A 13,614-nucleotide genomic window follows, 5' to 3' on the forward strand; every position below is an offset into this window, starting at 1 on the left:
ACGGAACTCTCGGGGATAGGGCTTCGGCATGGTGCACATCCTTCCAGCGGCACCTCTCGGCACCACAGATCAGATGTCACCTATCCGTGCAGCAGACCCGTTTCCCTCCTGCTGGGGTCCGAGCCCGGCGATGGGCTGCCCGTCTTTGCTGAAGATCGCGTAGCCGCCGTACTGCGGGTCGTCGTTTGTGTCAGCCTGCCAGCCGAACACGTTGGTGTAGAAGGATTTGGCAACCTCGGTGTCGGAGCTGGTGAGGTCGATCCAACAGGGTGTTCCGTCGAGCGCTGTGCGTGCGGGCATCTGAAAACTCTCCTTAACCGAAACGGATACACAAGCAGGGGACGCGGAAATGTTTGGCCGAGGAAGGCCTGAATCTCACGCTACGCGCGTACCCCGACACATTCCCAGGGTTCGAGAGCTTTGGGGTATGTGACCGTTTCGCGTTCCCCGGTGGGCCGGACCTGCCAACGCAGACGACCGCCGAATCGTTCTTGATACTCCGAAGTTGATGGGGCACTTGCTCGATCGGCGAGGCCGTTCCGCGGGTGTAGGGCCGGTACATGTCAGCTCCTGATCAGCCCCGTGCGATCGAGCCACGCGAGCGCATGACGGGTGAACTCGTCCGGAATCTCCAATTGTGGGGTGTGGCCGGTGTCGCCGAGAATGATGGTGGTCCAGTGTGGATGTGCAGCAGCGGCTGCCCGTGCGGCCTCGACCGGGACAAGCCGATCGCGATCGCCGTGCATCAGGAGCGTCGGAGTCGTGATCTCTCGCAATGTCTTTCGATAGGAGGCAGGACGGGCGAGGGTCATCAGCAGTGACCGTGCTGCCTGAAGGAATTCGGCATCCTGGGTAGGATCGTTGCGGCGAATCGCCGTCAAGGCAGCGCCCGCGTCGAGGACCGCGGGGTCGGCTCGCGTCGGATCGGCAAAACACAATCTGGTCATCTGAGCGGCCAACTGCCGGTCTGACATCTTTCGGCGTCCGAAGCCGAGAACCTGCTCACCGACGTACGGCATCGAGTAGAGCGCGAACTGGGCGGCGACGGTCAGATCGGGAAGTTGGACGGGCAGGGGGAGCGCCGGATCCACCAGGACCAGGCCGGCGACTGATTCGGGACTGGCATGGGTCGACATTGCCGAGACCATTCCGCCCATGGAATTGCCGAACAGGACGGCGGGCTCACCCACCACTGTGTCGAGAAAGCGATTCAGAAGTGCTGTGTTGGCATCGACGCCGGTGTGTCGCCCACGGGCAGAGGTGAGTCCGAATCCGGCGAGGTCAAGGGCGTACACGCGCGTGCGCGCCGCCAGCGCCGGTGCGACCCGCACCCAGTTCAGGTGCGAGCCGCCCAGACCGTGAACGAGCACGATGGGCGGCGCTCCGCTGGGACCGCCGAAGTCGATCCAGTGAACGTCACCGCCGAGATCGGTGATGTTGCTCGTCCCGCCCCACGGGTGTGTGAGGGTGCTTCCGTCGACGAGTTGGGCCGAAACAGCGGATTCCATACATGCCAGGATGCACCGAGGTGTCGTCGTAGTCACGCACTCGTTCCGGTTCGGGATCCGAATATGTGTCATCGATCACGGCTTCTCAAGAAGCTCAGGAAACGGGCAAAACGGAATTTGACTGGTGTTCAGCACTTTTCGAGGCTGTCGCCGCTTTCCGACGGCCGCGGCGCGCGTCCGGCGGAGGTCGGTTCGGGCATACTGAAAACCATGTGGTGGATGGTCGGGCTCATTGTTCTGGCCGCCTTGGTTTTGGCATCCGTTCTGGTCGGTTTCGTTTTCCGCCGCCCGATCGCCGAAGCCAAGTCGGCGGTGCTTGCCTTCGACGACGCCAGCTCTCAGCCCCAGCGCGACTGACCACCGTCGAGCGGAATTGTTGCTCCAGTCAGATACGCGGCATCCGGGCCGACCAGGAAAGCCACCGCGGTTCCGATGTCCGTTTCGCAGTCGCCGATCCTCCGTAGCGGAATCCCGGCAACAAAGGCGGCAGCCTCCTCCGGGCGTGCATCTGCCCACCGCTGCAGCCCCGGCGACGACGCGTGGGGAGCAACCGCGTTGACCCGGATCCCGTCGACGCCCCATTCGCATGCTGCCGCGCGACTGAGGGCTCGGACGGATTCCTTCACGGCCGCGTAGCCGCCGTAGCCGGCAGCGTCCCAGCGGACGGCCACGGAGCTGACCATGTTGATGATTGCCCCGCCGCCGCGCTCCTTCATGAACGGGTAACAGGCTTGCATGGTTCGCAGAGTCGCGACGGGGCCGGACGTCAATCCGTCGGCAAGGCGCTCCGGAGTGAGGTCGAGGACGTTGCCGAGCGGGTTGAGGCTGGCGTTGTTGATCAGAATGTCGACGCCGCCGAACAGTTCCACCGTTCGCGCCACGGCTCCGGTGATGGAATCCGCGTCGGCGATATCCATGAGCACCGGTTCGGCACGGCCTCCGCGTTCGGCGATCTCGTTACATGTGACGACGAGTTTCGACTCAGTGCGGCCCGCGACCGCGACGGAAGCGCCCTCCTTGGCGAGCGCAAACGCAACTCCCTGGCCGACGCCTTGCCCTGCGCCAGTGATCAGGGCCACTTTTCCATCCAACTTGCCCACTGCTGTTCTCCTGCTCGTCATTCAACGGTTCCCGAAGCGTTGTCCGAATCGCGCATTGTTACTCGTGGGTTCCCGCTGGATGAGATGTGAGTTACGTCCCACTCAGCGGCACCGCTTCAAATTTCGGTCGTCTTACGTATATTGTGAGCGCCGTTACATACCGGGCGCGCGGACCGCGTACACATTCCATGATGAGGAGCTAGACATGGCATTCACCACTGGCAGCAGCAAGACGGACCTCGCAACTCTCGGCGACTTCCAGAAGATCATTGCAGGCCTGGGCGGCGTTCTCGTCGGCATCGGCGCAGTTGCAGGTCTTCTCGGCGCAATTGGTGGCGCAGGAAGCTCGCAGCCGAAGGCTTGATTGCTTCGCTGAACCGGATTTACGGCCCCCGGCCCGCATTCTGAAGGTATTGCCTTCGTGGATGCGGGCCGGAGGTTTGCCTGCAGATGAATACCTGTGTCTTGCAGGCACATTCATTTTTGTGATACGTCGACCTTTGCCGGCACATCCACACCTTCTTCGTAGACCTGGGGCCCGAAGTTCGGCAGCGGAGTGAAGTCGAGTGCCGCCTCCGAACCGCGGTAATGGCGGAAGTGGAAGAGGGATCGGTCGGGCCGCACCAGGCTGTCCGGTTCGCTTGTCTTCCATCCCCAGTGGACGTCTGCTCGCAAAATCTCCGACAGCCTCAGTATGTTCTTGCAACCATGGCTCTGTAGCCCAAGGCATTTCAATTCCTCGACGTCTCGCAATTGCCCGTCGCGCGTCCACCTGGATTCGTAGACCAGAGCATCGAGAACGACGCGGTGCGAACCCGCTTGAGTAACGCCGGCAAGTAGAACCTCCCAGTCCAATCCTGGTGCGTGTTGGAGGTATTCGTCGGCGTCGATGAATGCTGCCCATGCGACGGTGTCGCGGTACCGGCTCACGTAATCGACGTACGCCTCTACCTGTCCGTGCACGATCCGACCGTCCGCGTCGCGCGGTTGCCAGTCGACGATCGTCACCGGAAGGTCGTGCAGTTCTTTGCGGAATGCGACCTGAACTTCACTGTCCGACATCGATCGGGTGAAGGCGCCGTAAGAGTTGCCTCTCTTGTCCTCGCTGCGGCCGTGCCAACGGTTGAGACTGAATGCGCTTGTCTTGCGGGTGGACCCGACGGAACCGGTGTTGTCGTAGAGAACAACCTCCCAGCCTTGCTCGATGTGGTGCAGGCACCAGTCCCTGATGAAGGGAAGATGTTCGCGGGGGAGCAGGACCGCAACCACGGCGCGGCGCCCGGCGTCAGAGCTGTTCGGATGATTCTTCGGATCCGTGATCACCCGACACACGATAGTGCTCTGCGTGGATGCGAGTTACTCAATGCTGCTCGTGGGAAAGGTTGATCGTAGAACGTTGACACATTCGGCAATTTGTCTCATAGTCGAGTCATGACAACTTCTGTGTCACATTCGCCACGGTTTGTACCTTCCACCGGGGAGTCCTGGCGTTCGCCCTGGGCCATGTACGACGCATTGCGCGAGAACGACCCGGTGCACAACGTTGTGCCGGAAGCTGCGCCGCAGGACGACTACTGGGTGCTCACCCGTCACGAAGACGTCTACAACGCCGCTCGCGACTACGAGACGTATTCGTCGGCAAAGGGATTGACCACTGTCTACGGTGAACTCGAACAGATCGGGATGCAGGACAATCCGCCGTTCGTGATGCAGGATCCGCCAGTGCAGTCGGAGTTCCGGCGCATGGTGTCGAAGGGTTTCACTCCGCGTCAGGTATCGGCGGTCGAGCCGATGGTTCGCGAATTTGTCGTCGAACGTATCGAGGCGCTGAAAGCGCGTGGCAGCGGCGATATCGTCGTCGAGCTCTTCAAACCGTTGCCGTCGATGGTTGTCGCACACTATCTGGGTGTGCCGGAATCGGACCGTGACCAGTTCGACGGCTGGACCGAAGCCATTGTCGCTGCCAATTCGGCAGGTGGTGTGGCCGCGGCAGCGACGACGGCGCAGGCCGCCACCGGTGAGCTGATGATGTACTTCGCTTCGCTGATCGAACGCCGCAAGGTCGAACCGGGTGACGACACGATTTCGCACCTACTCGCCGCTGGACTCGGTGAAGACGGCGACACGTCCGGCCTGCTGTCGATTCTGGGCTTCGCCTTCACCATGGTGGCCGGGGGAAACGACACCACGACAGGAATGCTGGGTGGTTCGGTGGCGATGCTGACCGAACGCCTCGACCAGCGTCAGATCCTGCTGGACGATCCCGCATTGATCACCGACGCGGTCGACGAGTTGCTTCGACTCACCTCGCCGGTCCAAGGACTGGCACGCACCACGACGCGAGATGTGGCCTTGGGTGGCAAAGTGATTCCGGCAGGACGTAAGGTTCTGCTGATGTACGGTGCGGCCAATCGTGATCCCGAGAAGTACGGACCCGACGCGGCGGAGTTGGACGTCTTGCGTCGACCGCAGAAGATCCTCACCTTCAGCCATGGCGCCCACCATTGTCTGGGCGCGTCGGCAGCTCGAATGCAGGCGCGAGTTGCTTTGGAAGAGTTGCTTTCCCGGATTCCCGACTTCCATGTCGACATCGACGCGATGCAATACGCGCCGGGCAACTACGTGCGCCGTCCGCTCTCGGCTCCGATGTCGGTGACTCGGCCATGAGCAACGACTGGCTCGGCGAGGGGCGCGCCTTGGCGGCAGCCGAGAAGATCCTCGACAGCGCGGCACAATTGTTCGTCGCGAAAGGCGTCAACGCGGTCGGTATGGCGGAGATAGCCTCTGCTGCAGGATGTTCCCGGGCCACCTTGTATCGGTACTTCGAGAATCGGCAGGCTCTTCACATTGCGTTCGTTCACCGCGAAGCTCGCAGGCTGGGAACTGCGATCGCGGAATCGGTAGCGACCATCGACGATCCGAGTGAGCGTCTGGAGACGGCCATACTCACTGCAGTGTCCGCGGTGCGTAGCACTCCGACGTTGGCTGCATGGTTCGCCCCGGGCGATGCGAGTCTTGCCGGTGAACTCGCCAATTCGTCCGACGTCATCAACGGACTTGGTGTCGCGATGCTCGGTGAACTCGGAGCAGGCACAGCGTCGCGGGCACGCTGGATCGTGCGGGTGATCCTCTCGCTGCTCATGGTGCCGGGGGCGGACGAGAACGACGAGCGGACGTTGGTGCGTGAGTTCGTCGTTGCGCTGTTGATTGCTGGACGGGCCACCTGATCATCCCTTCCGGGTGATGCGCGAGGGCTGCGTGGGAATCGAGGATGAACCGATATCCCGACACAGGTCACCGCGAGTTCCCGAGGAGCGTAAGAGAAGATGACTACACCGTCCGAACTCGACCCCAAGCCCGCCACCGAAGCGACTCGCCTGGCAAATGCCCAGGTTCTCCGTGACCTTCCTTTCGACGACACCTTCGACTTCGAACTGATTTCTCGAGGTCTCGTGGCACCGCTCATCGATGGCGGACTGGTCAAAGGTGACAAAGGGCAGTTCATCTTCTCGTACGACGCCTACGGGTTCGCCGACGGCGATGCACCGGATACCGTCAACCCGAGTCTGTGGCGCCAAGCCACTTTGATGGGAAAGGGCGGTGGACTGTTCAAGCTGGCTGATCGTCTGTACCAGGTGATCGGCCAGGACTTGTCGAACACGACGATCATCGAGGGCGACACCGGGTTGATCATCGGTGACACTCTGATGTCCGCGGAAACAGCCGCTCTCGCGCTGGAGTTGTACTACCAGCACCGCCCGAAGGTTCCGGTCAAGGCAATCATCTTCACGCACTCCCACGGCGATCACTTCGGCGGTGTCAAAGGATTTGTCACCGACGAAGAGATCGAGTCCGGTGCCGTAAAGGTCTACGCACCAGACAGTTTCACGGAGGAAGCGATTTCCGAGAACGTACTTGCCGGCACGGCGATGACACGTCGCGGAATGTACATGTACGGATCGTTCCTGCGTCCGGGGCCACAAGGGCAGGTATCCGGTGGTCTCGGCCTGTCCACTTCGCACGGCACTTCGACGTTTGCCGTGCCTACCGACGTCATCACCGAACCGGTGCACGAAGAGGTCATCGACGGTGTGCGCGTGACGTTCATGCTCGCGCCGGGAACCGAAGCGCCATCCGAAATGCTCTTCTATTTACCAGATTTCAAGGCGCTCGGGTCAGCTGAGGACGTCACGCACACGATGCACAATCTGTACACGTTGCGCGGCGCCAAGACTCGCGACGCCAAAGCGTGGTCGCACTACGTGCGTCTGGCAATGGAACTGTTCCCCGACGTCGAAATCATCTTTGCGCAGCATCATTGGCCCACGTGGGGCAACGACAAGATCTTGAAGCTGATGTCGGATCAGGCAGATCTGTACAAGTATCTGCACGATCAGACGTTGCGCCTTGCCAACAAGGGACTGACACCGGTAGAGATTGCCGACCAGATCGAGGTACCCGACGCCATCGGAAAGCAGTGGTACAACCGTGGGTACTACGGCTCGCTCAGTCACAACGTCAAAGCGATCTACACCTTCTATCTCGGTTGGTTCGACGGCGTTCCCGCTCACCTCAATCCCCATCCGCCGGTGGAGAACGGCAAGCGCTACGTCGAAGCCGTCGGCGGACCGGACGCACTTTTGACCAAGGGCAAGCAGGCGTTCGACGACGGAGACTACCGCTGGGCCGCGGAGTTGGTGAACCATCTGGTGTTCGCCGATCCGAGTAATCAGAAAGCGCGAGAGTTGTTGGCGGACACGTACGAACAACTCGGCTACCAAGCCGAGAACGGTACGTGGCGCAACTTCTACCTGGTCGGAGCGATGGAATTGCGGCATCCGCTGGCACCGATGCCGTCCAACAACCCCACCGGCCCGGCCGTGGTCGCAGTGATGCCGCTCGAACAGATGCTGGATTTCTGGGCAGTTCGCCTCGACGGTCCCAAAGCAGCCGATGTAGACCTGTCGTTGCGATTCGTATTGTCCGACACCGCGGACAACGTCCTGGTCACAGTGCGCAACGGCGTGCTGAACTACGACATGGACAAGGCAGATGCTTCGGCCGCCCTGACTCTGACCTTGACCCGTGCCGTGTTCAACGAGGTGTATCTGGGAACGACCTCGCTCACCGAATCCATCAAGGCCGGAACGGCAAAAGCTGTGGGAGATCAGTCCGAACTGGAGACGTTCATCTCGCTGCTGGAGGACTTCGATCTGTGGTTCGATATCGTCACGCCGTGACTGGTCGACTCCATGATGTGGCCCGGGCGGGGGATCATTCGAAACGAGAAGGATCTCCCGCGCCGACCCGCACGATTTCGGGAACACCGGACGAATAGTCGACGACTGTGGTGGGTTCGGTTCCGCAGTCACCCGAGTCGATGACGGCGTCGAGTTGGTGGTCGAGTTCTTCCTTGATCTGCCAGCCGTCCGTCATCGGTTCCTCGGCGCCGGGCAGGAGAAGGGTGCTGGAGAGGATGGGTTCACCCAACTCTTGCAAGAGTGCCCGCACTACCGGGTGGCTGGGGATACGCACTCCGACGGTCTTCTTCTTGGCGTGTGCCAGCCTACGCGGAACTTCCTTCGTGGCGGGAAGGATGAACGTGTACTGCCCAGGCGTAGCCGCTTTCACCGCGCGGAACGCCGAGTTGGTGACGTGGACGAAGTGCCCGAGCTGCGCGAAATCGGCACAGACCAGCGTGAAGTGATGGTCCGAACGCAGATGACGGATCTCGCGGATCCGATCGGTGCCCGAGTGATTGTCCATTCGGGCGCCCAGGGCGTAGCAGGAGTCGGTGGGGTAGGCGATGACCGCGTCGTTGCGCAGCATTTCGACGATCTGGCTGATCGCGCGCGGCTGCGGGTTTTCCGGGTGAACGTCGAAGTATCGGGCCATCAACTCAGCTTAGTTCAGCTTGCAGATCACGAATGCCGTTCGCCGTTGAGACTGTGGTCGGCGAGCAAACCCGTCAGCTCTTCGGCGTAGGCGAGTTGCTTACGTAAGTGTGTGCAGCTTTCTTCCGCCCGGGTGTGGCAGTTGGTGACGAATTCGGTTGCAGCGGTGCGCGTTGGCGCGTCCGAAGCTTCGTCGCCGAGCACTGCCAGAGAATCGAGAAGTTGTTTCATTTCTTCGAGACTGAATCCGAGCGGCTTCATTCGTCGGATTACCAGTAGCCGTTGGACATCGGCCTCGGTATAGAGGCGGAATCCTCCGGCGCTCCGCTCGGACGGAGTAACCAGACCGACCTCGTCGTAATGACGAATCGTCTTGATCGACAGTTCGGTGCGTTCGGCAACCTGTCCGATCTGCATGTTCGGCCCTTGGCCCGCATGTTCCGGCTCAGACATCACTCCCACTTTCCTCGCGCTGGGCTTCCATACTCTCAGTGACCGTCACCCAGGCGACCGGACAGGCGCAGGTGGCGCTCGGCCGATGCGTCGTCGAGCCCCACGATCTCGACATTCTTGCCTCTGGCCGCGTACTTGGTGGTGATGGCGTCCAGTGTCGCGACGGTCGACGCGTCCCAGACATGAGACTCGGACAGATCGATGACAATGTTCTTCGGGTCGCCGGCGTAGTCGAATTGGTAGATCAGATCGTTGCTGGATGCGAAGAACAGTTCGCCTCGAACCGCATAGACACGGGTGTCCTCGTCCGGATGCGCGACGTCGATCACTTCGGTGAGATGCGCGACGCGGCGAGCGAAGATGACCATCGCGGTGATCACTCCGACGATCACGCCGTAGGCAAGATTGTGGGTCGCGACGGTGACTACCACGGTGACCAACATGACCACTGTCTCGCCGATCGGCATGCGGCGCAGGGTCTTCGGATTGATGCTGTGCCAATCGAAAGTGCCGACCGAGACCATGATCATGACGGCCACCAATGCGGCCATGGGAATCAACGCCACCACATCGCCGAGGCCGACGACGAGTATCAGCAAGAACACGCCCGCCAGGAAAGTCGAGATTCGAGTGCGAGCGCCGGAGACCTTGACGTTGATCATGGTCTGGCCGATCATCGCGCACCCTCCCATGCCCCCGAAGAAGCCGGTGACGATGTTCGCGACGCCTTGGCCCCACCCTTCTCGGGTCTTGTTCGAGTGAGTATCCGTGACGTCGTCGACGAGCTTGGCCGTCATCAACGATTCGAGGAGTCCGACGAGCGCCATGGCCAATGCGTACGGCGCAATGATCGACAGTGTGTGCATGTCCAGGGGGACGTCGGGGAACAGTAGCGTCGGTAGGCTCGACGGAAGCTCGCCCTCGTCGCCGACGTTGGGGACATCGAACGCGAAAACGACTGTGGCGGTTGTCAGTAGCACGATTGCCACCAGTGGAGCCGGGACGGAGTTCGTCAGTTTCGGCAGGAATACGAGTAGCAGAAGTGCGACTGCAAGGAGTGGGTAGACGAGCCACGGAACATCGATCAGGTGGGGGAGTTGGGCGATGAAGATCAAGATGGCGAGTGCGTTGACGAATCCCACCATGACGCTGCGCGGAATGAAGCGCATCAACTTTGCGACGCCCAGGAGGCTCAGCACGATCTGGAGAAGGCCGGCCAGAAGGACTGTCGCAATCAGGTAGTCGATTCCGTACTCGCGCGTCAGTGGAGCGACGACCAGTGCGACGGCGCCGGTAGCTGCGGAGATCATTGCGGGTCGTCCGCCGACGACGGCGATGGTCACTGCCATCGTGAACGACGCGAACAGTCCTACCCGCGGATCGACGCCGGCGATGATCGAGAACGAGATCGCCTCGGGAATCAGTGCCAACGCCACGACCAGTCCGGCCAAAACCTCCGTTTTGAGACGGTGAGGTGACCGGAGCGCGGCCCGAACCGAATTGTCGTTGGTGGATGAAGCGATGGTTACTGCCATGAGATTCCGTCCTGACGAGGTTCTCATACTCTACCCTCCTGTAAGGGTAGAGTATGACCGGAGATCTCGCTATGGTGCGAACTTCTGTCGAATTGTGTTTCCCTGCAGTGAATCTCGAATTGCGAGATTGATCGAGAGAGGAAAGGCCTGCGGCGGCGGTCAGATGTGACGACCAGCAACTCTTACCAAGTATTTACCTACTGTGTGGGTTTTGTTTATTGAAAACGGGTCAACTCGGGCGCTGGCTCCGTTACAGTTCGGCGGCAAACGTCAATCAGGTTGTTCCGAGAGGACATCATGTCAAAACGCCTACTGAGTGCTGCGCTCCTTACCGGCCTCCTTGCCGGTGGAACCGCTGTGGCCGTGATTCCGGCGACCGCGGCGCCCGTTGCAGAAACCACGTCGACAACGTTCCAGGTCACGTGCCGCGCAGTTCCGAGTGCGTTCTCCGGTCCTTCGTCAGACGGAAAGCCTGCCACGGTGCGGGTTTCGGCTCCTGCGGTAGTCGCGCCAGGTCAGGTCTTCGACATCGACGTGGATCCGGGTAGCGTCCAGATCCCGAACGATGTGAGCGGCGCAAGCGTCAAGAAGATCTCGCGTCTGAAGATTGATCTGCCGATTCCGACCAACGCGGAGTTCGTTTCGGCGACGGTCACCGATCCGGGCAATGTTATTGCCGGGAAACCTGCTTCGGTGATTCGTGTCAACGAAGACGGTGCTCCCGCAGCGGACGGTCCGATACTCCGGTTGTCCGGCGCAAACGAAGCGATCGGCAACAGCCCGTCATCGTCGTCGGGTGCGCACGGTGGGCTGGCGATCAATGCTCAGTCCGGTGCCGAGACGAACATCGTCTTTCCGAAGATCAGAATCACCGTAAAGGCCGGGCCTTCCGGCGCAGTCGAAACCAATGTCCGGACTTCGGGTGCTGCAGGTACTTTCGGTGGGCCGGAGTCATTTTTGACCTTCCTCCCTCAGGTCAGTCACTGGCTCGCGGGAACCATCTGGGCGCCCACATCCTGCTCGCCGCGCGACGCTGAGACCGGCCCCCTCAATGCCGGTGCCGGCGCCCTGGCATCCACGAAGATCGACGGGGACCTGGGGCCCGTTGATCCTGAGCCAGGCGCGGACATCGTGACTAAGCTCGAAGGACCGGCTACCGCCGCGACCGGTACCAAGGTGTCTTTTGCTTCTCACGTCGATCCGGAAAACGCAACGGGAACAGTACAGTTCATGGTCGACGGCAAACCCGTCGGTGACCCGCGGCCGGTGGTTCGCGGTATTGCGCGCCTGGATCTCACCTTCGGTAAGGCGGGTACCAAGTCCGTGACTGCAGTATTCACCGCTACCGGAGACGAGGCGAAGTACACGTCGGCGGCACACGTACTCACGGTGACCGGTGACACCACAGGTCCGGTCGATCCCAACCCGACCGATCCGGGCACCCCGGGTGGTCTCGGCAGCCTCGAGTCCGTTCTGCCGCAGCTGCCGACGGGTTCGCTCGGTGGCAAGTGATCACGGTCCTACCTCACTGAACTTTCAATGGCCGAGTTCTTCTGAAAGGCAACACATGAACCCCCGCACTCTGGCAGTTTGCGCTGTCGTACCAGCACTCGCGGCCGGACTCCTCGCTGTGTCCGCGCCGGTGGCAGCGGCTTCCGATACCGTGACGCGGACAGTTTCCTTCGAACACAAGTGCCGGGTCGACGGCGCCACCGATTGGGATTCGTCGTTCTCCGACAACATGGAGGTAACGGCGCCCACGTCCGTGCGTCCCGGCGAACAGTTCACAGTGAAATTGCATCCAGGCACCATGCGTAGTTCGGATTCGGACACCGGTCGTATCAAGTACGACATCGCACTACCGCAAGGGGCAACCCTGGTTTCGTACTCCCTCGTCGGTGATTCGTCGTCCAACTTGACCGGCGAGACTGCGGTGCTGCTCCGGGTGGGCGCAGACGGAAACGCAAACCCGGCGGGTGAGTACCTGCGAATTACCGGTACCGGCAACAAGACAGTCAACGACGGTCCGAGCGCGAACGACAACAAGCCCAAGGAAGGGCTGCAAGTCAAGGCGAACACGGACTTTCGTTTGCCGGCAGTCGAATTGAAACTCGAAGCTCGGTCCGACGAGGGAAATGCGACGACGCACCTGCGCGCCGGGGCGACGAGCCCGAGCATCAAGATCAAAGACACGAGCATGAGTTTCGGTGAGTCCCGGTGGGTCAATGCCGCTGGGTATTGTGTTGCTGCGGGGGAAGGACGCAACGCCCTCTCGACTACCGAGGTCTTCACGACCAACCAGACCGAGACGATGGTCGCTGTCGCACTGGAGGCACTGACGGGCGAAGACGTCAAGATTGCGGCGAGTATCGACCCGAATCCGGGTGAGGGAACGGTCGAGTTCTTCGACGGCGATACGAAGATCGGCAGCGCCACAGTCGATTCCAATGGCCATGCAGAACTGGTCTGGCCGTTCCGCGACCAGGGCGAGCATCGCATCACCGCAAAGTTCTTGGGTACCAAGAAGTTCAGTTCTTCGGAATCTGCGGACAAGACCGTGACCGTCACCGTGCCTGGTGTCATCGTCGTCGAGCCGGTGGATCCGACGGAACCGGAAACTCCTGGTGGAACCGGAAGCCTCGGGGACATCTTCTCGAAGCTGCCGACGGGCTCACTCGGAGGCTGAGTCACCCAAACGGCAGGGGAGCGTCGACGTTTCGGCTCGAATGCGGGTGTGTGATCGAATACTGGAATGACAGGTTCGAATCATGCCGAGAGCCGCAACGCCGGCGTTCTCTGATCTTCTCAATGGGAGTCTCCGTCACGGAAATCGGGCCAGAACCACAAAAAGGTAGCTCACCAAAACTCGTGCCCTTTTACTACCGTTAGTTGAAGAACTGCGCGAACCGCGGGTTCTTACATCAACAAGCCTTCGAACTCGCCGCTGCGGTTCAGGTATGAACAAGGTAGGGAAAATGCGCAAGGTTAGTTTGCTCGCGTCCGCTGCAGCAGTAGCTGTCGGTGTGGCAATGATCGGGACGTCTGCGGCCTCAGCAGCGCCGGGAACGATTCCTGGTCACGGACTGTTCGACGTGCCGTGGGAGGTGTTGCCGGGAACCTACAC

At 61.0% G+C, this 13,614-nt stretch carries 14 protein-coding genes; 7 read left to right on the forward strand and 7 right to left on the reverse strand.

Going from position 1 to position 13,614, the window contains the following annotated elements; genetic code table 11:
- Positions 1 to 69: 69 nt before the first annotated feature.
- Both A2J01_RS14145 and A2J01_RS14150 read right to left on the reverse strand, forming a co-directional pair.
- Positions 70 to 300 (reverse strand): hypothetical protein, encoded by a 231-nt coding sequence (locus A2J01_RS14145; protein WP_064112927.1) that lies wholly within the window; start codon positions 298 to 300, stop codon positions 70 to 72.
- A gap of 263 nt (positions 301 to 563) precedes the next feature.
- Positions 564 to 1,508 (reverse strand): alpha/beta fold hydrolase, encoded by a 945-nt coding sequence (locus tag A2J01_RS14150; RefSeq protein WP_064112928.1) that lies wholly within the window; start codon positions 1,506 to 1,508, stop codon positions 564 to 566.
- A gap of 219 nt (positions 1,509 to 1,727) precedes the next feature.
- Here A2J01_RS14150 and A2J01_RS36385 point away from each other — a divergent pair, with 219 nt between their 5' ends.
- A complete protein-coding gene (locus tag A2J01_RS36385) occupies positions 1,728 to 1,865 on the forward strand; it encodes a hypothetical protein (protein ID WP_003945592.1) in 138 nt (45 codons plus the stop codon).
- Here the strand turns inward: A2J01_RS36385 and A2J01_RS14160 are convergent.
- On the reverse strand, positions 1,847 to 2,608 hold the full coding sequence (locus tag A2J01_RS14160) for an SDR family NAD(P)-dependent oxidoreductase (RefSeq protein ID WP_042452547.1): 762 nt from the start codon (positions 2,606 to 2,608) through the stop codon (positions 1,847 to 1,849). The two genes, A2J01_RS36385 and A2J01_RS14160, sit on opposite strands and share 19 nt — an antisense overlap.
- Before the next feature lie 205 nt (positions 2,609 to 2,813).
- Between A2J01_RS14160 and A2J01_RS35790 the strand changes: the two genes are divergently transcribed.
- Positions 2,814 to 2,972 (forward strand): hypothetical protein, encoded by a 159-nt coding sequence (locus A2J01_RS35790; RefSeq protein WP_156423205.1) that lies wholly within the window; start codon positions 2,814 to 2,816, stop codon positions 2,970 to 2,972.
- A 113-nt stretch (positions 2,973 to 3,085) separates the two neighbouring features.
- Here A2J01_RS35790 and A2J01_RS14165 read toward each other — a convergent pair whose 3' ends face one another.
- Complete coding sequence (locus A2J01_RS14165; RefSeq protein WP_064112929.1) at positions 3,086 to 3,931, reverse strand: hypothetical protein; 846 nt, start codon at positions 3,929 to 3,931, stop codon at positions 3,086 to 3,088.
- A 108-nt stretch (positions 3,932 to 4,039) separates the two neighbouring features.
- On the opposite strand from A2J01_RS14165, the gene A2J01_RS14170 reads away from it, so the two are divergent.
- The 3 genes from A2J01_RS14170 (at position 4,040) to A2J01_RS14180 (ending at position 7,848) form a co-directional block, all read left to right on the forward strand.
- A complete protein-coding gene (locus A2J01_RS14170) occupies positions 4,040 to 5,275 on the forward strand; it encodes a cytochrome P450 (protein WP_064112930.1) in 1,236 nt (411 codons plus the stop codon).
- Positions 5,272 to 5,835, forward strand: a complete 564-nt coding sequence (locus A2J01_RS14175) for a TetR/AcrR family transcriptional regulator (RefSeq protein ID WP_054827319.1) — start codon at positions 5,272 to 5,274, stop codon at positions 5,833 to 5,835. Before A2J01_RS14170 ends, A2J01_RS14175 begins: the two co-directional genes overlap by 4 nt.
- Before the next feature lie 99 nt (positions 5,836 to 5,934).
- A complete protein-coding gene (locus tag A2J01_RS14180; RefSeq protein WP_003945738.1) occupies positions 5,935 to 7,848 on the forward strand; it encodes an alkyl/aryl-sulfatase in 1,914 nt (637 codons plus the stop codon).
- 34 nt (positions 7,849 to 7,882) lie between these two features.
- On the opposite strand, the gene A2J01_RS14185 is transcribed toward A2J01_RS14180, so the two are convergent.
- Genes A2J01_RS14185 through A2J01_RS14195 form a run of 3 tightly spaced genes read right to left on the reverse strand, consistent with a single transcriptional unit; the run spans position 7,883 to position 10,490 of the window.
- A complete protein-coding gene (locus A2J01_RS14185; RefSeq protein ID WP_003945756.1) occupies positions 7,883 to 8,503 on the reverse strand; it encodes an L-threonylcarbamoyladenylate synthase in 621 nt (206 codons plus the stop codon).
- 26 nt (positions 8,504 to 8,529) lie between these two features.
- Positions 8,530 to 8,955, reverse strand: coding sequence for a MerR family transcriptional regulator (locus A2J01_RS14190; protein WP_064112931.1), 426 nt, complete (start codon positions 8,953 to 8,955; stop codon positions 8,530 to 8,532).
- A 35-nt stretch (positions 8,956 to 8,990) separates the two neighbouring features.
- A complete protein-coding gene (locus tag A2J01_RS14195; RefSeq protein ID WP_231915787.1) occupies positions 8,991 to 10,490 on the reverse strand; it encodes a SulP family inorganic anion transporter in 1,500 nt (499 codons plus the stop codon).
- Between the two features lie 297 nt (positions 10,491 to 10,787).
- Here A2J01_RS14195 and A2J01_RS14200 point away from each other — a divergent pair, with 297 nt between their 5' ends.
- Both A2J01_RS14200 and A2J01_RS14205 read left to right on the forward strand, forming a co-directional pair.
- The gene (locus A2J01_RS14200; RefSeq protein WP_064112933.1) at positions 10,788 to 12,002 is read left to right on the forward strand and encodes an Ig-like domain-containing protein; all 1,215 of its coding nucleotides are present in this window, start codon (positions 10,788 to 10,790) and stop codon (positions 12,000 to 12,002) included.
- A gap of 55 nt (positions 12,003 to 12,057) precedes the next feature.
- Positions 12,058 to 13,176: an Ig-like domain-containing protein gene (locus tag A2J01_RS14205; RefSeq protein ID WP_042452525.1), complete on the forward strand. Its 1,119-nt coding sequence runs from the start codon at positions 12,058 to 12,060 to the stop codon at positions 13,174 to 13,176.
- Positions 13,177 to 13,614: the final 438 nt, after the last annotated feature.

This window comes from Rhodococcus sp. EPR-134 (genome assembly GCF_001647205.1).
Classification (GTDB): domain Bacteria; phylum Actinomycetota; class Actinomycetes; order Mycobacteriales; family Mycobacteriaceae; genus Rhodococcus_F; species Rhodococcus_F qingshengii.